This is a genomic window from Streptomyces sp. MspMP-M5 (assembly GCF_000373585.1).
Lineage (GTDB): Bacteria > Actinomycetota > Actinomycetes > Streptomycetales > Streptomycetaceae > Streptomyces.
Map to the genome: position 1 here is coordinate 213,602 of NZ_KB891951.1, position 20,141 is coordinate 233,742.

The 20,141-nt window shown below is 71.6% G+C and carries 13 protein-coding genes and 1 pseudogene; 2 read left to right on the forward strand and 12 right to left on the reverse strand.

Annotated features, from left to right (window positions below):
* Window positions 1-29: 29 nt before the first annotated feature.
* A complete protein-coding gene (locus B073_RS0136675) occupies window positions 30-1,850 on the reverse strand; it encodes a non-ribosomal peptide synthetase (protein ID WP_018543042.1) in 1,821 nt (606 codons plus the stop codon).
* Window positions 1,847-7,891, reverse strand: a complete 6,045-nt coding sequence (locus B073_RS0136680; RefSeq protein ID WP_051094385.1) for a type I polyketide synthase — start codon at window positions 7,889-7,891, stop codon at window positions 1,847-1,849. The genes B073_RS0136675 and B073_RS0136680 overlap by 4 nt, the downstream gene beginning before the upstream one ends.
* Window positions 7,892-9,467: 1,576 nt before the next feature.
* On the opposite strand from B073_RS0136680, the gene B073_RS0136690 reads away from it, so the two are divergent.
* A complete protein-coding gene (locus B073_RS0136690; RefSeq protein WP_018543045.1) occupies window positions 9,468-10,817 on the forward strand; it encodes an MFS transporter in 1,350 nt (449 codons plus the stop codon).
* 306 nt (window positions 10,818-11,123) lie between these two features.
* Here the strand turns inward: B073_RS0136690 and B073_RS0136695 are convergent, their stop codons facing one another.
* From B073_RS0136695 to B073_RS0136720, 6 genes are all read right to left on the reverse strand, one after another.
* Window positions 11,124-12,050, reverse strand: a complete 927-nt coding sequence (locus tag B073_RS0136695) for a ketopantoate reductase family protein (protein ID WP_018543046.1) — start codon at window positions 12,048-12,050, stop codon at window positions 11,124-11,126.
* 177 nt (window positions 12,051-12,227) lie between these two features.
* On the reverse strand, window positions 12,228-13,256 hold the full coding sequence (locus B073_RS0136700) for a D-alanine--D-alanine ligase family protein (RefSeq protein WP_026248066.1): 1,029 nt from the start codon (window positions 13,254-13,256) through the stop codon (window positions 12,228-12,230).
* 227 nt (window positions 13,257-13,483) lie between these two features.
* The gene (locus tag B073_RS0136705) at window positions 13,484-14,209 is read right to left on the reverse strand and encodes a vWA domain-containing protein (RefSeq protein WP_018543048.1); all 726 of its coding nucleotides are present in this window, start codon (window positions 14,207-14,209) and stop codon (window positions 13,484-13,486) included.
* A gap of 286 nt (window positions 14,210-14,495) precedes the next feature.
* Entirely contained in the window at window positions 14,496-14,936 is a 441-nt protein-coding gene (locus tag B073_RS0136710) for a PPOX class F420-dependent oxidoreductase (protein ID WP_018543049.1), read from the reverse strand.
* 164 nt (window positions 14,937-15,100) lie between these two features.
* Window positions 15,101-15,505: a thiol-disulfide oxidoreductase DCC family protein gene (locus B073_RS0136715; protein WP_018543050.1), complete on the reverse strand. Its 405-nt coding sequence runs from the start codon at window positions 15,503-15,505 to the stop codon at window positions 15,101-15,103.
* 156 nt (window positions 15,506-15,661) lie between these two features.
* Window positions 15,662-16,048 (reverse strand): DUF5997 family protein, encoded by a 387-nt coding sequence (locus tag B073_RS0136720; RefSeq protein WP_018543051.1) that lies wholly within the window; start codon window positions 16,046-16,048, stop codon window positions 15,662-15,664.
* Window positions 16,049-16,145: 97 nt separating this feature from the next.
* Here B073_RS0136720 and B073_RS0136725 point away from each other — a divergent pair, with 97 nt between their 5' ends.
* A complete protein-coding gene (locus tag B073_RS0136725; protein ID WP_026248067.1) occupies window positions 16,146-16,952 on the forward strand; it encodes a LysR substrate-binding domain-containing protein in 807 nt (268 codons plus the stop codon).
* Window positions 16,953-16,977: 25 nt separating this feature from the next.
* On the opposite strand, the gene B073_RS0136730 is transcribed toward B073_RS0136725, so the two are convergent.
* The 4 genes and pseudogenes from B073_RS0136730 to B073_RS48565 form a co-directional block, all read right to left on the reverse strand.
* Entirely contained in the window at window positions 16,978-18,036 is a 1,059-nt protein-coding gene (locus B073_RS0136730; RefSeq protein ID WP_018543053.1) for a chitinase, read from the reverse strand.
* A 255-nt stretch (window positions 18,037-18,291) separates the two neighbouring features.
* Complete coding sequence (locus tag B073_RS0136735; RefSeq protein WP_018543054.1) at window positions 18,292-18,921, reverse strand: TetR/AcrR family transcriptional regulator; 630 nt, start codon at window positions 18,919-18,921, stop codon at window positions 18,292-18,294.
* A 232-nt stretch (window positions 18,922-19,153) separates the two neighbouring features.
* Window positions 19,154-19,693, reverse strand: a complete 540-nt coding sequence (locus B073_RS0136740; protein WP_018543055.1) for a GNAT family N-acetyltransferase — start codon at window positions 19,691-19,693, stop codon at window positions 19,154-19,156.
* 210 nt (window positions 19,694-19,903) lie between these two features.
* Window positions 19,904-20,141, reverse strand: a pseudogene (locus B073_RS48565) (IS630 family transposase); the annotation flags it as partial.

Sequence of the window (20,141 nt, forward strand, 5' to 3'; positions counted from 1 at the left end):
GCTCCTGCTCAAGTGGGGTGGGTGGGGGCTCAGTTGCCGGTGGCGGCGGCGCGGCCGCGCAGCGCGGCGCGGCGGATGTTGCCGCGGCGGCGGGCCGACTGGACCATCTCGGGGGCGGCGCCGCTGTCGTCGTCGAGCCAGCGGCCGAGGGAGTGGATGTCCCGGAAGCTGAAGAGGTCGGGCACCCGGACGCGGCGGTCGAACCGCCGGGTCATCAGCCTGGCCAGCCGGACCAGCAGCAGCGAGTCGCCGCCGAGGTCGTAGAAGGCGGCCCGGACGTCGATGCTCGCCGGTTCGAGGCCGAGCAGCTGGCCCCAGATCTCCGACAGCGCCACCTCGGTCGGCGTGCCGGCGGCCGTCACGGGGCGCCCGGCGTCGGCCGCCGGCGGCTCGGGCAGCGCGGCGCGGTCGAGCTTGCCGCCCGGCGTCAGCGGCAGCGCGGGCAGGAACACGATGGTCCCGGGCACCATGTACTCGGGCAGCTCGGCGGCGAGCCTGCCGGTGATGGTGGACCGGAGCTCGGCGTCCACCCGGACACCGTCCCGGGCATCGCCCTCGGGCACGACATAGCCGACGAGCCGGCGGCCCTGGACGGCGGCGGCGGCCTCCCGGACCTCGGGGCAGCCGGTCAGCCGGGCCTCGACCTCCTCCAGCTCGATGCGGTGGCCGCGCACCTTGACCTGGTTGTCGGTGCGCCCGACGAACTCCAGCTCACCGCTGTCGGTCAGCTGGACGACGTCGCCGGTGCGGTACATGCGTTCGCCGTCCAGGAACGGGTCCGGCACGAACCGTTCGGCGGTGGTGCGCGGCCGGTTGACGTAGCCGGCCGCCAGGCCCGCGCCGCCGAGGTACAGCTCACCGGGCACGCCGGCCGCCAGCGGCCGGAGGTTCTCGTCCAGCACATGGACCCGGGCGCTGAGCGACGGCGAGCCGATCGTGGGCTCACCGGCGCCGTCCTTCGGCACCGGTCCGAAGGTGCAGAAGACCGTCCCCTCGGTGGGGCCGTAGGCGTTGAAGACCCGGTCGGCGCCGGTCTCCTGGTACACCCGGTCCACCAGCTTGCGCCGCAGGGGCTCGCCGCCGCACACGACCGTGCGCAGGTTCGGGGGCAGGCCGCCGGCGTCGAGCAGGCTGTTCATCACCGACGGGATGGCGTGGAGCAGGGTGATCCGGTCGACGTGCGGGCTCTCGGGCAGGTGGACGGCGCTTTCCACGAGGACGACGGCGCCGCCCCGGCACAGCGCGGGGAAGATCTCCATCACGGACATGTCGAAGCAGATCGAGGCGGCCGCGGAGACGCCGCTGCGGTCGCAGCCGGCGAGGACCCGGTCCATCTCGTCCAGCATGGCGACGCAGCCGCTGTGCCGGACGGCCACGCCCTTGGGCCGGCCGGTGGAGCCCGAGGTGTAGATCACGTACGCGGTGTCCGCGGGCACGACCGGCACCGGCTTCTCACCGGGCTCGGTCTTCACGGTCCCGTCCAGCACGACCACGGTCGGGCCGGCCGGGCAGTTGGCCCGGGAGGCGGGCGTGGTCAGCAGCAGACGGGTCCCGCTGTCGCGGACCATGAGGTCCAGCCGCTCGGTCGGATACCTCGGGTCCAGCGGCACATAGCAGGAGCCGGCGCCGAGGACGGCCAGGAGGCCGACGAGCAGATCGGGGCTGCGCTCGATGCAGAGGCCGACCGGGACGCCGGGGCCGGCGCCCTCGGCGACGAGCCGTTCGGCCAGCGCGCGGGACCGCTCGTTCAGCTCGCGGTAGGTCAGGTCGCCGGTGTCGGCGTGGACCGCGGTGGCGTCGGGCCGCTTCTCGGCCTGTGCGACGAACTCGGTGTACAGGGTCTGGGTCACTGGTCCGTCTCCTCAAAACGGCCGCCCGGCGTGATCTCGTCGAGTGCCAGGTCGGGTTGGGCGATCGAGTCGAAGAGCACGGTGCGGTAGAGCGTGAGCAGTGCCGTCACGGTCTGCTTCTCCAGGTAGCTCGGTTTGTACTGGACGTGGCCGACCACCTCGCCCGAGACCTCGGCCATGGAGATCTCCAGGTCGAACTTGGCGAGATGCCTGCGTACGGGCAGCGGCTCCAGCGGCAGGGCGCTGTCGGGTGCGAGGGTGTCGCCGACGCCGTGGAAGAGCTTGACGGAGCGCGGGAAGGCGTCCGAGGACAGCCAGTTCACGACCACGTCGAACCACGGCGAGCGGCCCTCCGCCCGCGGCGGCTTCAGCGCGGAAGCCAGCAGGTCGAGGGGGTAGTTCATATGCTCCAGCAGGCCGAGCGCGAACGCGTGGACCTCGCGCAGCAGGTCGCGGAAACTGCGGTCGCCGGCCGGCTTCGCCCGCACCAGCACCGTGTTCAGGTAGTAGCCGATGGCGGACTCCCAGCCGGCCTCGCCGCGTTGGGCGATGGCGGTGGCCAGCACGGAGTCCTCGACGCCGGCCGCGCGGTTGAGCGTGGCGAAGAAGCCGGCCAGCACGACGGTGCTGAGCGAGACGCCCTCGCGCACCGCGAACTCCCGGAGCCGGCGGGTCTCCTCGGCGCTCCAGCGGAACGTGAGGTCGCGGCCCTCGTAGGTGACGCCGGGCGGGCGCTCCGTGGTGGACAGGTCGAGGTGGGCGGGCGGGTCGGCCAGCTCCCGCGACCACCAGTCCAGTGCCGCGTCGGCCGCCGGGCCGGCCAGCCACTGCCGCTCCCACTCGACGAACTCCGTGTAGGGCGCGACCGGTGTGCTGTCGGCGGGGTCGGCGCCCTCGTAGAACTCCTGGAGTTCGCGGATCATCACGTCGGCCGACGCCGCGTCCGAGGCGATGTGGTGCACGAGCACCAGCAGGTAGTGGTCCTCCGGGCCACGTGTCATCAGCACCACGCGCACCAGTGGCCCGTTGTCCACGTCCAGCGGCAGATGGCCGTACTCGGCGAGTTCCTCGCGGGCCTGCTCGTCGTCCAGGTCCGTGCTGTCCACGACGAGGAACTCGTACAGCGGTTCGTCCAGGACGACCTGGCGCGGGACGCCGCCGGCCTCGACGAAGATCGTGCGCAGCGCCGGATGCCGCTCCATGACGGCCCGCACGGCGCGGTCGAGGGCGTCCTCGTCGACCGCGGTCCGGACCCGGGCGGCCACCATGAAGTTGTAGGGCACGGCGTCCGGATCGACCTGCTGCATGAACCACAGCGAGACCTGGCCGTGCGAGGCCGGCGCCAGTTCGAAGCCCAGACCGTCGGCGCGCAGCTGGTCGAGTGCCGGTGCCTCGGTGGGTTCCAGCAGACCGCGTGCGGCCAGCTCGTCCACCAGCTCCTCGGCGTCCAACTCGCTCAGGTCGTCGAGGAAGTCCCGTACCGGCCGGGCCGTGGGCGCTGGTACCGGTGCCGGCGGGGCCTCCGCGGCCGGTGCCGGTGCCGGTTCGACCGTCGGGGTCGCGGTGGTGGTCGTGGTCGCAGCCGGCCCGCCGACGGTCTCGACGATGTGGTCGACGAGCTCGGAAAGGGGCCGGCCGTCGAGGAACACCACCGGCGACACCCGCTGCCCGAACAGCGACTGCAACCTGTTGACCAGGCGGATCGCCAGCATCGAGTCCAGGCCGAAGTCGCGCAGTCCGGCGCCCTCGCCGAACCTGTCCTGCGGTACGCCGAGCGCGTCGGAGATCTCACCGAGGACGATGTCCGCCGTCGACCTGCTCGGCGCGGCCGTGACCACGGGCTCGGCCGCCGTCGCCGCCGTGGCCACGGTCTCGACTGCCGGTGCCGACGCGGCCTCGACTCGCGGCCTGGTGTCGGTGTCGATCCAGTAGCGGTCCTTCTGCCACTGCACGAGCGGGGTCTGAACGACCTCGACGTCGTCGGTGAACAGCGAGTCGAAGGTCAGCGGAATGCCCCTGACGTACAGCGAAGCGGCGGCCCCCAGCAGGCAGCGGCGGTCGCTCTCGTCGCGCCGCAGGGAGTTGACCGCGTGCACCCGGGCACCACGGGTCAGCGCGATCTCCTCGACCGCGCCGCGCAGCGTCTCGTGCGGGCCGATCTCGATGAACGTGCCGATGCCGTCCTCGCTCAGCGCGGCGACGGTCTCGGCGAACCGGACCTGGTTGCGCAGGTTGTGCACCCAGTAGTCGACGTCGGCGACCGGATTCACCGTGTCGGCCAGTGCCGTGGAGTGGAAGTCGAGGGTGCCGGTCAGCGGGGTGATGCCGGCGATCCGTTCGCGCAGCGGCTCGATCAGCGGGTCCATCCCGGGGCTGTGCACCGGCCGTTCGACCCGGATGTTCCGGGTCGAGATCCCGTCCCGCCGGAGCTCCGCCTCCAGGGCGCGCACGGCCTCGGGCGAACCGGAGACCGCCGCGCTGGTGGGGCTGTTGACCACGGCGACGGCCGCGTGCTCGGCGTACGGCGCGAGCCTGGGCAGCAGTTCCTGCTCCGGCAGGTCGACCGAGATCATCGCGCCCGGGGCCGCCTTCCGTTCGAGCAGATGCGACCGGGCGACCACCACGCGGGCGGCGTCCTCCAGCGACAGCAGGCCGGCCACACAGGCGGCCGCGACCTCGCCCAGGCTGTGCCCGACGACGGCGGCCGGCCGGACCCCGAGTTCGAGCCAGACCTTCGCCAGCGAGACCTGGAGGGCGAACAGGACCGGCTGCTGGAAGTCCATCTCCTCGAACCTGGCCCGGTCGGCCGGGGCGGCGAGCTGGTCGAGCACCGAGCAGCCGCCGGCCGCGCGCACCGCGGTGTCACAGGCGTGCATCCAGGTGCGGAAACCGGCGTGCGAGCCCATCAGCTCCCGGCCCATGCCGACCCACTGCGTGCCGCCGCCGGAGAACACCAGCGCCACCCGCCGGTCGCTGTTGCCGACGACCGTGCCCGTGACGACATCGGGGTGCGGCTGACCGGCGGCGACCCGGGCGAGGCCGTCCAGGACGTCCTGACGGTTGCGGGCGAACAGCGCCACCCGGTGGTTCTGCGGGGTGCGCCGGGTCGCGAGCGTGTAGGCGAGGTCGGAGACCCGCAGGCCCGCATCGCGTTCGACGTGGTTGGACAGCGCACGGCAGGTGTCGGCCAGCGCGGCCGCCGAGTGCGCCGTGACGGGTACGAGGTGCAGCTCCTCGTCGGCCGCGACCGCGCCCTGGACCGGGGTCCCGTGCCGGCCCCGGTCACCCGCGAGGAACGGGCTCGCCGTGACGGGGTGGCCGGCGGCGTACAACGCGCCGAGCGAGCCCAGCAGCGTCGAGGCTTCGTCGGCGCCGCGCCGCAGCGACGGCAGGGTGGTCGCGGGCAGGATCTCGCCCACGGACTTGAGCAGGACGGGATGCGGACTGAGTTCCACCACCGCGTCGATGTCGTGGTCGCGCAGGGCCGTCAGGGCGTCGACCACCCGGATCTCCCGGCGCAGGTTGTCCGCCCAGTAGTCCGGCCCGAGCTCCGCGCCGTCGACGCGCTCGCCGGTCACCGTCGAGATCATCGGGATGCGGGTGGACTTGGGCGCGAGGCCGGCGAGTTCGACCTTCAGCGGGGCGAGGACGTGGTCGACCAGCGGCGAGTGCGGTGCGTGGCCCATCCGCACCCGATGGGTGGTCAGGCCCGCCTCGGTCAGCCGCTGGACGAGTCCGTCGATCTCCTCCGGGGTGCCGGTGACCAGCGTGGAGTTCAGGCCGTTGTGGCCGGACACGGTGAGCCGGCCGGTCAGATACGGCTCGACGGCGTCCGCACCGGTCGTGACCACGATGCCCTCGCCACGTCCGACGGCCAGCTGCTGGAGGAGCCGGCCGTGGCAGGCGGCCAGCCGGGAGGCGTCCTCGAAGTCGAGGGCACCGGCGATGTGGGAGGCGGCGAACTCACCGACGCTCTGTCCCACGACGACGTCCGGTTCCACCCCGAGCGAGCGCCAGGCGTCGGTGAGGGCCACCTGCATGCAGAACAGCAGCGGCTGGAAGACGTCCATGTCGTCGATGCGGCCGTCGGGCGCCAGCAGCTGGTCGACGAGCGAGAAGCCCAGCAGCTCCCGCATCCGCTTGTCGGAGCGCATCATGGACCGCCGGAACACCGGCATCCCGGCGAGCAACTGCCGCCCCATGCCCACCCACTGCGAACCGTTGCCCGAGAACAGGAACGCCACCCGGGGCCGGCGTCCGGTCTTCTCCCCGACACTCAGCCCGGCGGCCGTCGTGCCGGCGGCGAAGGCGTCCAGCTGCCCCCGCAACTCGCTCAGGTCGCGGGCGGCGGCCGCGAGCCGGAACCGGCCGTCGCCGGGCTGCCGCCGGCAGACCGCCCGCAGATCGCTCTCGTCCCGCAGCGCCAGCGCCTGCTTGGCCAGCGCCTCCGGGGAGTCCTCGGCCAGCAGGACCAACGCGCCCTCGGGACGCGGCAGTTCCTCGACGGCGACGTGGCAGATCGCACCGCCGAAGCCGAACGAGCTGACGCCGCCGCGGCGCGCGTCGGACCGCCGCGGCCACGCCGTCAGGCGGTCCTGGACCGTGAGGTGGTACTCGTCGAACAGGATCTGCGGGTTCGGGGCGGCGTAGTGCAGGCTTGCCGGCAGCACGCCGTTGCGGATCGACAGCGCGAGTTTGACCAGGCCGACGATGCCGGCCGCCGCCTCCAGGTGCCCGACGTTGGACTTGACGGAGCCCAGCCGCAGCGGCTCCGGACGGTCACCGCCCAGGACCGCACCGATGGCGTTGGCCTCGATCGGGTCGCCGAGCGGTGTCGCGGAGCCGTGGCACTCGATGTAGTCCACGAGGGAGGGTGCGATGCCGGCCCGCCGGTACGCGGTGCGGAGCATCAGCTCCTGTGCCTGGGGATTGGGCGCGGTCATGCCGTTGCTCAGGCCGTCGTTGTTGGACGAACTGCCCTTGATCACGCAGTACACCGGCAGTTCGCGCTCCAGCGCCACGCTCAGCGGGGCCAGCACGACGACACCGGCGCCCTCACCGCGGACATAGCCGTCGGCGCGGGCGTCGAACGACTTGCAGCGGCCGTCCGGGGCGAGTGCGCCCATCTGGTCCATGGCGGTGTAGTAGTCCGAGACGAAACTCAGGTTCACGCCACCGGCCAGCACCAGTTCGCTCTCGCCCAGCCAGATCGACTGGCAGCCCACGTGCACCGAGACCAGCGACCCCGCACAGGCGGCGTCGATGGCCATGCTCGGGCCCTGCAGGCCGAGGACGTAGGAGACGCGGTTGGCGATGATGCCGTCGTGCATGCCGGTCGCGGTGTGCGGGGTGATCTGGCTGTCCGGACCGCGATAGTGCGCCAACGCGGCGTAGTCGCCCCAGCAGGAGGCCATGAACACGCCGGTGTCGCTGCCGACGAGGCTGAGCGGCGCGATACCCGCGTCCTCCAGCGCCTCCCAGGCCAGCTCCAGCGTCAGGCGCTGCTGCGGGTCCATCTGGACCGCTTCCCGGGGCGAGATACCGAAGAACAGCGGGTCGAACTGGTCGATGCCGTCGATGAATCCGCCCCAGCGCGCGCTGTCGCGCAGCAGCTCGCGCCGCGCGGCCGGCACCGGGCCGACGGCGTCGCGTCCCTCGGTCAGCATCTGCCAGAACGACGACGGGTCCGGCCCGCCCGGGAACCGGCAGCCGATGCCCACGATCGCGACCGGCTCGTGCGAGACCGCCCGGCGTCCGGTGCTCGGGGCGGCGGTCTCCGCGGCACGCGGACCGTCGACGAGCGCACGGCTCAGCTCGTCGACGGTCGGGTACTGCCACATCCAGGTGACCGGCACTTTCCAGCCGAGGAATTCGGACAACGAGGCGGCCAGCGCCGCCGCCTTCACCGATTCCAGGCCGTACTGGTGCATCGGCGCCCAGCGGTCCACCGCGTCCTTGGACACGTCCAACAGCTCGACGACGCGAGAAAGCAGAAAATCTGTTACGGCGCGCACATTGCGCGGTCCGCGCTCTTGGGGCACTTCGCCTCCTCGGCAGGGCGGATGGCAGGGGCTGGTAATGGATTGCCGCGGCGGATCGAAGGCGCGGGAAACTCCTTCGGCCACGCCAGGGCAGCGGGAGACCCAGGGGATTGGGGCAAGGGGGTATCGGGGGACGGGAGATTGCGGAAACAGAGGGGAGGAGCCGGCTCGGTGCATACGGCCGCGCCGGTCCAACGGCCGGGGCCGGCGGTATGCACAAAGGGGTGTTCACAAAGGTCGGTCAGTGCACGGGCGGTCGGTACGCGGAAAGCCGGCCAGTGCGCGGAAGCCGGCCAGTTGGCCTACGGTCCGTCACAGCTGTTTCCGCTCACGCGAATCTGCCCGCGCGCGCCGACGAACCAGAGGATTCCAAGTCTGTCCGAGTGGTCGGTCGGGTATCCGCGGCGCGCGGTCGGCTACCGCCCGACCGGCGCTTTCACCGCCGCGCCCGGTCGCGCCGTTGCGTCAGCCTCGACGCACCTACCGTGCTGTGCCCGGCTGCACTCGGCGGTGCGCCGGCCTCGTCGGTCAGGCTGGAATACGGCGAACATGAGAGATGTGAGGAAGCCCGGTCAGGGCGAAGAGAGCCGTGTGGTGCGCGACGGCCGGTACCCCCCTGGAGATGAAGGCGTAGCTGCCGAAAGGCCGGTAATTGCACTGTGACTGCCCCCGTTGAGTCATGACCGAATCAGGTCACGGTCTGATTCGGGATCACTGCCCGGCATTCCACCCGCCGGGCACGTCGTCCATCTGCTGGTCAAGTTGATCGGCGACTGCTTTGACTGTGGCAACGTGCGTGCTGTGACTGCGGCGATGTGCCTGCGAAAACCCCTCGCCGGCACGACCGCAACCGACGGGCTTCCAGGTCCGCTTTACCCAAATGGACCGGATGACGAGGCGCTTGCCCGATCGGCGAACTCAGACTGCCACTCTGTGAACGGATGAGACAAGAGTGATCTGGGGGCCGGAGGTGCAGTGGCAAGAATTGACCCCCAAGTGGCCGGTTCCGACTTTTTCCCGCGGCGATCGCGGGAGAGTCCGGACGCTGTGCGCCGAACTCGGCAATCGTGCTCAGGCCAGGCAATTCCGGACGCACGCCCCGCGTATGTCGGGCCGTCCGTCGCAGCGGTCGCCGGCGGGCGGCGGGCGAAGCCAGTCAGGCCACCAGACCAGTCAGGCCAGTCAGGCCAGGCGCCCCAGGCAGGACGTCGTCGGTGTCGCAGACGCCCCACCAAGGGCACCAAGGGCTGCCGGCCCCCGCACCTGCCAGTCACCCGTGAACTATGCGATGTTTCCGGCCAGTTGGGAAACAAGCAGTTGACCGGCTGTGCGGCGCAGTGATCGGCTTGGCGGGTTCGTGTCCAACCCGCCTGGGGAGAGGAAGCAACGCCGCTATGCGCAAAAGATCATTACGGGGGCGGGCCCGGCCGGCCGCGACGGGCGCGGCCCCGCTGCGGCCCGTCGGCCTGATCGGCCCGGCGCATGCCGAAGGTCACCCGTCCCTCGCGGGCGGGCAGCACCTCCTCCGGGCAGTCGCCGGCCACCGCCGCGACGAGGAGTCCCTCGGCAGGTCCGCATGACCACCACCATCGCAACGACCACGCAGCGCAGGCCGGGCCTGGCGCTCGGGGTGCTGGCCGGGGCGCTCGCCCTGGACCTGAGCGGTATGGCCGTCCTGAACGCGGCCCTGCCGTCCGTCGGAGAACGCTTCGGACTGGCCGACACCACCCTCCAGTGGGTCATGACCGCCTACTCCGTCACGTTCGCCGGCTTCCTGCTGGTGGGCGGCCGACTCGCCGATGTGTTCGGCCGCCGGCGGGTCTTCGAGGCCGGCGTCGCCCTGTTCACGGTGGCCGCGCTGGCCGGGGCCGTGGCGCCGACCGGTGCGGTGCTGCTCGGCGCGCGAGCGGTCCAGGGCATCGGCGCGGCGCTGTCGGGGCCGGCCGCACTGGCGCTGCTCACCGAGGTGTTCCCGGCCGGACCGGAGCGCGGCCGCGCGCTGGGCGTGTACGCCGCGGTCGGCGCGGCCAGCTTCAGCGGCGGGATGCTGCTGGGCGGCGTACTGACCGAGTTCCTCGGCTGGCGGTCCGTCCTGTGGTTCTCGGTGGCACTCGGCGTGCTCGTGCTCGCGGTCACGCGGGCCGGACTGCCCGACGGAGCGGGCCGCCGAGGCCCGGTGGACATGGCCGGTGCCATCACCGGCACCCTCGGCCTCGCGCTGCTCGTCGTCGGCGTGAGCCTGGGCGGGGCGCGGGCCTTGGGCGTCATCGCCGCCGCGGTCGTCTTCCTGGTGCTCTTCGTCGTGCGTGAACGCCGCACCGCCGACCCGCTGTTGCCGCTCCCCCTCTTCCGGCTCTCCTCGGTGCGGCTGGCGACCGTGGCGGCACTGCTGCAGTACACGGCGTCGGTCGGGATCGTGTTCTTCGCGCCGCTGTATCTGCAGGGGATGCTGCACTACTCCCCGGTCGAATCCGGCCTCGCCCTGGTGCCGATGTCGCTGACCGTGTTCCTCACGGCCACGTTCGCCACCGGACGACTGCTGACCAAGTACAGCCCGCGGGCACTGATGGTCACCGGAATCCTGCTCATCGGCGCCGGCACGGCACTGTGGATGACCACCCCGCAGCACGGCAACTACCTGCTGCATGTGATGCCCGGGTTGGTGATCAGCGGTTTCGGCCAGGGACTGAACTTCCCCGCGATGACGACGTCCGGGCTCACCGACGTGCCGGAGCACCAGCATGCGGTCGCCGGAGCGGTCAACGTCGTTGCGCAGCAGATCGGTTCCAGCGCCGGCGTCGCGGTCCTGGTCCTGGTTGCGGCGACCGGCGGCACACAACTGGGCGGCTATCACCTCGCCTATCTCGCGGCCGGCGCCGCCTGCGGGATCGGTGCCCTGGGCATTGCGCTGGTGCGACGGACCTGAGCGGGCCCCGCGCGGGCTGGCGCCCTGCACCGGGCGGGCGGTCGAGGCCGCCCGCCCGCACCGTCACACCACCAGGTTGATCAGCTTCGGCAGCCGGTTGACCAGGTGCGCCATGGGAGTCCTCGAAGGGGTCGACCGGCCGTGCGTTGGACGAAGCAGACGCAGTCTGCAGTCTACCGAGCAGCCACCCGGACGGACGGGTGAGGGCGTACGCGGTGCCGTGCGGCGCCGTGGCCCCGGACGACACCGCGACGTGATCGGACGACGGGCCGGTTGGCCGGTGGCGAGATGGAGGGCGAGTGGCGCTCAGCCGGCCGCCAGCTCCGTCACCAGGCGCTTCAGGAGCGGTGCGTGGATGCCGTGCCGTTCTGCCGCCCGGAGCACGGCGCCGCCGATGGCCTCCAGCTCCAGCGGACGGCCCGCTTCCGCATCGCGCTGCATGGACGACTTGCTGCCGGGCGGGAAGGCGTCGAAGCGCGCCAGGAGTTGGGCGACATCGCCCGGGCCGCCGCAGGCCCGGCTCACGGCGGCGGTCTCCTCGACCAGCGCTGCCAGCTCCTCGGGCCGCTCGGACCGGATGTCGCCGATCGGCGCGCGGTAGCGGGTGGTGAGGAGGGCGAAGGGGGCCAGGAAGGCCAGTTTGGCCCACAGGACCGTGCTCTCGTCGGGCAGTACGCGGGTGTTCACGCCGGCGGCCGTGAGCGCGGCGGCGAGCGGGGCGAGCCGCTCCTGCCCGCCGGCCAGGTCGATCTCGACGAACGGACTGCCGTGCTCGATGACCCCCGGCGCGGTGCGGGTGGACTCGACGCGGATCACGGCCGGCACCACCTGCCGTATGCCGAAGCGTGCCCGCAGGGTGGCGATGTGCTCAACCCCGTTGAGCAGGGGAAGCACCACGCCGTCGGCGAGGAGAGGGGGCGGGACGCGGTCGAGTGCCGTGTCGAGCGCGGTGTGCTTGACCGACATCACGCACAGATCGACCGGTGTGCGCAGGACGGTGTCCGCCTCGACCGTGGCGGTGAAGTCACCGAACTGCCCGCTGCGCACGCGGACACCGCCCTGTTGCAGGGTGCGTGCGGTCTCGTCGCCGGCGATGCAGATGACGCGGTGTCCGGCGCGGGAGAGGAGCGCGGCGAGCAGCCCACCGACACCGCCGGGCCCGAGGACGGCCACGGTCGAGCGGGCGTCGGGGGCCGGGGCGGGGACACCGCTGAGCGGACTGGTGTCTGACATGGCTCAAGTTCCTCTCGCTGCTGGTCACCGGTCTGTGGGACCGGAGGCCCGGGGGCCTGTGATCGGCGAGCGTACCTCCGCCCACAGCCCCAGGCAGCGCAGGGTTGCCAGCCGGCGCGCAACTCCGGCAGCCATGACGCTCCGCAAGGCAGGCCGGTCCGCGGGGACTGGGAGACGCTAGAGGTCCAAGATGCGCTGGATCAGCTCGGGGTACGTCCAGCCGGCCCCGCCGGCCGCGAGCGGCAGCAGGCTCGTCGAGGTCAGGCCCGGAAGCGCGTTGACCTCGATGCACATCGGCTCGCCCCGGCCGTCACAGCGGAAGTCGGTGCGCGAGTACGCATCGTCGCCGAAGCCCAGAGCCCGGTGCGCGCGCAGGGCCAGCTCCTGGAGCCGGCGGGCGAAGTCGTCGGGCACCTCCGCCGGACAGACCTCACTGGCCGCACCGGGCTGGTACTTGGCGGTGTAGTCGAACAGTGGAGTCGTCAGCTCGATCTCGACGACGGGCAGTGCCTGGCTTCCGACGACAGCGACGGTGAACTCCCGCCCCGGGAGGAAGGGTTCCACCAGCAGCTCGTCACCGGCGGGAACTGCTTCGGTGCCGATCTGCGCCAGTTCCACAAGTGCATCGACCCGGTGGACGGACACACTGGAACCGTCCGCGACCGGCTTGACCACCACCGGGCCCGCAGCCACCAACTCCTTTGCAGCATGCGGTACTTCACCCGACCCCGGCCGCCACTGCACCCGTTCGACGACCGGCAGGCCCGCGGCGCCCAGCACCGCCTGTGCACGCCCCTTGTGCCACGCCGCCGCACAGGCGCCATTGTCGGCCCCGGTGAACCGTACGTCCGCCATCTCCAACAGTGCCTGAACGTGCCCGTCTTCGCCCCAACCACCATGCAGCGCCAGGAACACCGACTCCGCACCGCGCAGCAGCTCCAGCACCGGCCCACCGGTCAGCGCCGCATGCATGCGCCGCTGCAGCCGACGCCGGTCGTCGGCGGACGGCGGCTCCGTCCCGACCGTGAACTCCTCGACATCATCACCGGGTTGGAGCGGTCCGGCCAGGACCGGCAGGTCGGCTGCCGGGTCGACCAGCGTCACCTCGTGCCCCCGCTCCAACATGGCCCTCGCCACCGACCGGCCCGAAGCATGGGAAACGTCTCGTTCCGAGCTCTCTCCGCCGCACAGGATCACTACGCGCATGCCTGGCCGCCCTCTTCCGTGCCTGTGATCATCCAGGCATCGTAGGGGAGCGGCTTGGGTTTTCCAAGTATTCACTTGGAAAACCCAAGCTAACGCCGCGCGGGGTGATCAGCGAGCGACTGTCGCCGCCTATGACGAAGGCCGGGCCGTCTCTCCCCGGCACGACGGGAGCTCCAGCTCTGCTTCCAGGGAAGTGCGGGTTCCGCCACCGGCCGGATCTCCGCCCGTCAGGCTTGGGGAAGAACGCCGCAGGCACGGGCGGCCGTCAGCCAGGTGGGGAACTCGCCGAGCAGCCGGTCGTAGAGTTCGGCGTCGGGCAGGGCGGCAGGAGTGGTGCCGGCCGGGAAGAAGCCGGCGTTGTCGACGATTCTGCGGGTGGGGACCGGGAGTTCGTCCAGTCGGCGGAGGAAGTCGAACTCGCGGTGCTCCGGATCGCCGAAGCCGATGAACTGCCAGAACAGCGGCAGCCGGGCCGCCTTGCACAGCCACTTCTCGGCGGCGGTCCGGCTGGTGGGGCCGCCGTCCGTCTGGAACACCACCAGAGCCGGCGCGGTCGCCCCGGAGGCGAGATAGTGGTCGAGCACGGCGTCCATCCCGGCCTCGTAGTGGGTGCGGCCCATGTGCCCCAACTGCTCGTGGCAGGCGGCCACGCGCCCGTGGTAGTCGTCCAGGCCGATCTCGTGCACCCCGTCGACATCCGTGGAGAAGAACACCAGCGGGACGACCGCGTCATCGTCGAGGTGCGCGGAGACCGCCAGGACCTGTTCGGCCAGGCGCTGCATGGTGCCGTCCTTGTAGTACGGGCGCATCGAGCCCGACCGGTCCAGCACCAGGTACACCGCGGCCCGTTGCCCCTGGAGCCCGTGCTTGCGCAGGCTGACTCCCGCCTGCTTGTAGAGGCTCACCAGCGGTGGCGCGGCCTGCTGCACCTTCTCCAGACTCAGCGGACTCATCGATCAGGCTCCTTTCGTCCCTGGGAGCCTACGACGCCGGCGTCCGGCGGCAGTCGGCCCGGACGCGGCGTGGTCCGCCTCGCCGGCTACTGCCGGGCCTCGACGGGGGCGGACCGCAGGGCGGCACGGGAAGGTTTTTGTGCTTCCCGGGTACGTCACGGCACGCGCCAGGCACCTGTGGGAACCATTCCGGGCACCCGGGGGAACAATCCCAGGCACCGTGGGAGCATCCCCGGCACCTGTGCGAACATCCCAGGCACCTTCCGGAAAGCCGGCGTCGAGCTGGTCAGCGGAGCTTGGCGCCGTACACGTGGTCCACCGGCATCGCCATCAGCACCCTGCGGTCGGACACCATCGCCGAGCGGTACTCCTCCCAGTCGGGATGCTCCCCGGCGGCGAGCCGGTAGTAGCGCACCAGCGCCTCGACCTCGGGGCCGTGGGGGTCGGTGCCCGGGCCTATGAGTTCCGCGGTGCCCTCGGCGGTGGCCCAGGAACCGCCGTCGGCGCTGGTGACCTCCAGGGTGGCGCGCGGGTCCCGGCGCAGATTCGCCGTCTTGGCCCGGCCCTCGGTCATCGAGACGTAGAGGACGTTCGCCGCCGGGTCGTAGAACGGCATGACGGGGGAGAGCTGCGGGCGGCCGTCCGACTTGATCGTCGCGAGCACACCCAGGCGGCTCTCCGCGAGCAGTGTGCGCGGGTCGAAGGACGTGAAGGGCGTAGCGGTCATGTTGGGTGAAGGCGCGGCGGCCACCGACTATTCCCGGCCCATCACGGCGGGTCGCCGACCGTACACAGAGGAGTGTCTGCCCCGTCCCGGCCGCCTCTCGTCACCCGGCCGCGCCGTGCCCTCCCGTGTTGCCGCCGGCCGCTCCCTCTCGGGTGTCCGGCCTGTCAACGCCCCGCAGTCGGCCGGGAGTTGGCCGGCAGGGCGCAGGCCGGGGTGCCGCCGGGCATACGGTGGCGGTTGTCCGCGACGAGGCGGTAGACGGCGTGGGCGAGCCAGCGCACCGGGGGAAGGGTGAGCACGGCGCCGGCGACGGCCCAGGGGCCGCCCGCGTTCAGCAGCAGCTTGGCGACGGCCTGGGCGCCGCCATGCACCGCTCCGGACGGCGTGATCCACAGCAGCTCGTGCTCGGCGCGCTGCTGGGTGACGCCGAACTCGTCCAGGTCCGCGAACTGCCACGCGGTGATCCGGCAGCGCGGGCGGAGGTACCGCTCGGCGGCGTTGACGGAGGTGGTGCAGAAGCCGCAGTCGCCGTCGTAGACGAGTACGGGCCGGGTCCTCGGAGTCGTCATGTGCCCCTCATGTCGGGTCGGGTGCCGAAGGGTGAGGCGGCGGGTGTCGCCGGATCGTGCCGACTGCCGACTGCCGACTGCCGACTGCCGACCGCCGGTCCGGCCGGACCGGCGAACAGAGGCCGGACCGGGGCGTCGCCCGCCGTCGCGGGGCGGTTACGCCTCGTTCTGGGCGCGCCGCTTCTCCTTGAGGCGGGCCCCCTCCTTGCGGACCTCGGCCTGGGTGGCGCGCTCCTTCTGCAGCCACTCCGGGTTCTCCGCCTTGAGGGCGTCGATCTGCTCCGTGGTGAGAGCCTCGGTGACCCCGGCACGGGCGAGGCCGGAAATGGAGACGCCCAGCTTCGCGGCGACCACCGGGCGGGGGTGCGGGCCGTTGAGCCGCAGCTCGCGCAGCCACGCGGGCGGGTCCGCCTGGAGTGCGTTCAGCTCGGCGCGCGAGACCACGCCCTCCTGGAACTCGGCGGGGGTGGCCTCGAGGTACACACCCAGCTTCTTCGCCGCGGTGGCGGGCTTCATCGTCTGGGTGGTCTGGTGCGACGTCATGGTTCCAGGGTATCGAGCGTGCGCACCACCTCTGACCACGGCCTCTGACGACGGGCTCTGGATCACGGGCTCCGGCCACGGCGGGTAACCTGGCGGGGTGACAGGTACGGAAGCACCCCCTTCGTTCCGACTCGCGTATGTACCGGGAGTGACACCCGCCAAGTGGGTGCGAATCTGGAACGAGCGCCTGCCGGACGCACCGCTCACCCTGCTCCAGGTGTCCGCAGCCGAGGCCGCCGACCTGCTGCGGAGCGGTGGCGCGGACGCGGGTCTGCTGCGGCTGCCGGTCGACCGCACGGACCTCAGCGCGATCCCGCTCTACACCGAGACGACGGTCGTCGTGGTGCCCAAGGACCACCTCGTCGCCGCGTTCGACGAGATCTCCGTGGACGATCTCGCCGACGAACTGGTGCTGCATCCGCTCGACGACACCCTGGACTGGGAGCGGCTGCCGGGCCGGCCCGCGATCGAGCGCCCGGCCACGACACCGGACGCCCTCGAACTGGTGGCGGCCGGTGTGGGCGTCGTGATCGTCCCGCAGTCGCTCGCCCGTCTGTACCACCGGCGGGACCTCACCTACCGGCCGCTGACCGGCACGCCCCAGTCACGGGTCGCGCTGTCGTGGCGCGAGGACCGGACCACCGACCAGGTGGAGGACTTCATCGGGATCGTCCGCGGGCGGACGGTGAACAGCACCCGCGGCCGCCGCCCCGCCGCCGGGGAGGGCCCGCAGCAGTCGGCGTCCGGCAAGAAGGCGAAGGGCGGCCAGACCGCGGGGGCGAAGAGCCAGGGCAAGGGCACCGGGGCGGCGCGGGGCAAGGCGCCGTCCGGGCGGAGTCCGCGGCGCGCGGCCGGGGCGCCCAAGGACGGCGGCCGGCGCGGTCGGCCGCGCCGGCGGTCGTAGCGTCGTCGATCGGGCGCCCGGGGGCTCAACGCCCCTGGGCGGTCTTGACGTTGTCGCCGAAGGTCCAGTCCTTGGCGCCGTCCCAGTTCAGGGACCAGGTCATCAGGCCCTTCAGGCCGTTGTGGTAGGTGTTCCACGCCTGGCCCACCAGGCCCGGGGACATATAGCCGCCGCCCGCGCCCGGTTGGGCAGGCAGACCGGGAACCTGCTTGTCGTAGGGGACCTCGACGGTGGTGCCCTGGATGGTCAGGCCCTTGTCGAGGCAGTCGGTCTGCTGGGTGAAGCCCTCGACGGTGCCGGCCTCGTAGGAGTCGCCGGAACACCCGTACATGCTGCCGTTGTAGTACTGCATGTTCAGCCACCACAGGCGGCCGTTGTCGGCGTACTTCTTGATGATGGGCAGGTAGGCGCCCCAGATGGAGCCGTAGGTCACGCTGCCGCCGGTGACGTAAGCGGTCTCGGGGGCCATGGTGAGGCCGAAGCCCGCGGGCATCCGGGCGAGGATGCCGTCGATGATCCGGATCAGGTTGGACTGGGACGGAGACAGCTGGTTGATGTCGCCGCTGCCGCTCAGGCCGGTCTCGATGTCGATGTCGATGCCGTCGAAGTTGTACTTCTTCAGGAGCGGCACGATCGTCGCGACGAAACGGTCCGCGACCGCGGTGGAGTTGAGGTCGATGCCGGCCGTCGCGCCCCCGATGGACATCAGGATCGTGGCGCCGTCGGCCTTGGCCTGGCACATCTCGGTCGGGGTCGGCACCTTCGCGGTCGCGTCCATGCCGTCCTCCCAGAGGGCGGTGCCGTCCGCGTTGATGACGGGGAACGCCGCATTGAGGACGTTGTAGCCGTGGGCGCGGATCCGGGGGTCGGTGATCGGCGTCCAGCCGAACGGCGGGTGGACGCCGTTGGCCGCGCCGTCCCAGTTCTCCCAGTAGCCCTGGAGGACCTTGCCGGCGGGTTTGGGTTTCGTCGCACAGGTGTCGTCGTGGGGCGCGGCGACGGCGGGCGCCGCGGCGCCCAGTAGCGGCAGGAGGCAGGCGGCCGCCAGGCCGGTTCTCAGCAGACGCGCTATCCGACCGGTCACGCTGGCTCCCTTCGCGCCACGACGGACGTCGGTGGCGGGGAAACGGGGGGTGGTGCGGACACCGTAAGTTGGTCCATACCTTTCGTCAATGGGTAGGGGACGGGCGGGAGTTGACGACGTGCGATCTCTGTGGTGAGGGGTGCGGCGGCGCCTCCGGCCCGGCGCGGGCCGGCGTCTTCCGCGACGGGGTGTGGGGGCGCGGTGGCCGTCTGCGGCGGGACGGCAGGAGTCCAGGGGTCTCTGTATGGCGGGACTTCAGGAGTCCGTGTGGCGGGTGCGGCGGGCCCGTGAGACGGCCTTGATCATGAGCGGGAGGTAGGTGCCGAGCAGCTCGTCCGGAGGGAGACGGTCCGGTTCGACGAGGCTCTGTGCGAGGGAGCCCTCGTGGAGGGCGGTGACCAGGCGGGCGAGGGAGTCGAGGTCGACGGTGGGGCGCCGCCCCAGGCGGTCGAAGAGGGCGGCCAGCAGCCTGGCGATCTCCGCGCGTAGCCGGCGGTCGTGCTCGGCGAGCGTACGGGCCGTGTCGGGGTGCCGGATCGCGTGGAGGGTGAACTCCGTCGACAGCAGATACCAGCGCCGTTCGGCCTCGTCCAGCGCACTGGTGCGGGCGATCAGCGCGCGCAGTGGGTCCTCGCTGTCCTGCATCTCGTCGACCGCGGCGGCGAGCCGGTCGACCACCCGCCGGGCATGCAGGTCGAAGAGGGCGAAGAACAGCTCTTCCTTGGTGCGGTAGTTGGAGTAGAACGCGCCGCGGGTGAGACCGGCGCGTTCGCAGATCTCCTCGATGGACGCGCCGTGGAAGCCGCGGTCGGCGAAGGTCTCCCGCGCCGCCTCGAGCAGGCGCGCTGTCGTCTGCGGCCGGCGCTTGGTCGGTCCCTTGGGCAACGCGTTCCTCCACAGGCATTGACAGGGACATCGGCACAGGCACTGACGCGGGCACATCGGCACAGGCGCTGACGCACCGACGCGAACGAACCCGCTCACGGTACAGCAACGTATCCGATGCGGACCTGTATCAGATCTGCCTCGGTTCGGCCTCGGCCACGGTTCGGATCGGCCTGGGATCTGCCTCGGTCACGGCTCGGATCTGCCCTGGACGTGGCTCGTCTTCCTGACGCTACGTCAGCCATTCCTCCCGGTTCAGCGCGTACTCCACATCGCCGTGTTCATCGCCCTCGACCCGGTAGGGCCACTCCTCGAAGTAGGTGCGGACGTAAGAGAGTCCGCACTTCTCCATCACGCGACGGGACCCCGCGTTGACATACATGGTGTTCGCGGTGATCCGGTCGTAGCCCAGCTCGCCGAAGCCCTTCGCCACGAGTGCACGGGCACCCTCGGTGGCGAATCCCCTGCCCCAGGCGGCCTTGCGCAGGCGGTATCCCAGATCGGCCGAGCCCGCCGGGGTGCCCGCCAGCGGGCGGAGGCAGTGCCAGCCGAGAAACTCGCCGGTCGCCCGCAGATGCGTGGCCCAGAACCCGCCCGGCAGCATCCGCACGAACGACTCGGCGCGGATCTCCTCACGGGTCATCGGACGGCCGCCGGTGATGTACCGCATCACCTCCGGGTCGCTGTCGAGCTCCACCACCAGATCGAGGTCGGCCTCGGTGTCGGTGAACGGGCGGAGAGCCAGCCGCTCGGTCGTCAGGAAGATGTCCATGCAGCGATGCTCCGCGCGCCGGGCCCGCCTCCGCCAGCGAATTACGGGGAGGCGAGAAGGGGACGGCGTCACGGAGCGGGGAGGGGCCACGGCGTGGGGAGGAGCCACGGCACGGGGAGGAGCCACGGCACGGGGAGGTGGCATGGAGCGTGGACGCGGCATGGCGCGGGAGCGGACATGGGGCGGAAAGAGGGCCTAGTGCTACGTTCCTCAAAGTATGTACGTATAGCGGCGTCGTAGTTGGCGGGTTGGTGGGGCGGGTCTGCCCCAGATCCATGGTCTGGCACGGGCATTGAGCTGGGCCGTTGCCAGACGGGTTGCCTGGTCGATTTCGTCTGGTCCGGCGAAGGACTGGCCTGCGAGGGCAGCTTTACGGAAGATGCGCCACCAACCTTCCTGCAGGTTCAGCCAGCAGGCACCGACAGGGATGAAGACGTGTCGGATGCGG

What these genes read in the sequence shown, in the direction of transcription:
- B073_RS0136690 (WP_018543045.1), top strand. Translation starts at nt 9,468, where the DNA reads ATGACCACCACCATCGCAACGACCACGCAGCGCAGGCCGGGCCTGGCG.
- B073_RS0136695 (WP_018543046.1), bottom strand. Translation starts at nt 12,050, where the DNA reads ATGTCAGACACCAGTCCGCTCAGCGGTGTCCCCGCCCCGGCCCCCGAC.
- B073_RS0136700 (WP_026248066.1), bottom strand. Translation starts at nt 13,256, where the DNA reads ATGCGCGTAGTGATCCTGTGCGGCGGAGAGAGCTCGGAACGAGACGTT.
- B073_RS0136705 (WP_018543048.1), bottom strand. Translation starts at nt 14,209, where the DNA reads ATGAGTCCGCTGAGTCTGGAGAAGGTGCAGCAGGCCGCGCCACCGCTG.
- B073_RS0136710 (WP_018543049.1), bottom strand. Translation starts at nt 14,936, where the DNA reads ATGACCGCTACGCCCTTCACGTCCTTCGACCCGCGCACACTGCTCGCG.
- B073_RS0136715 (WP_018543050.1), bottom strand. Translation starts at nt 15,505, where the DNA reads ATGACGACTCCGAGGACCCGGCCCGTACTCGTCTACGACGGCGACTGC.
- B073_RS0136720 (WP_018543051.1), bottom strand. Translation starts at nt 16,048, where the DNA reads ATGACGTCGCACCAGACCACCCAGACGATGAAGCCCGCCACCGCGGCG.
- B073_RS0136740 (WP_018543055.1), bottom strand. Translation starts at nt 19,693, where the DNA reads ATGGACATCTTCCTGACGACCGAGCGGCTGGCTCTCCGCCCGTTCACC.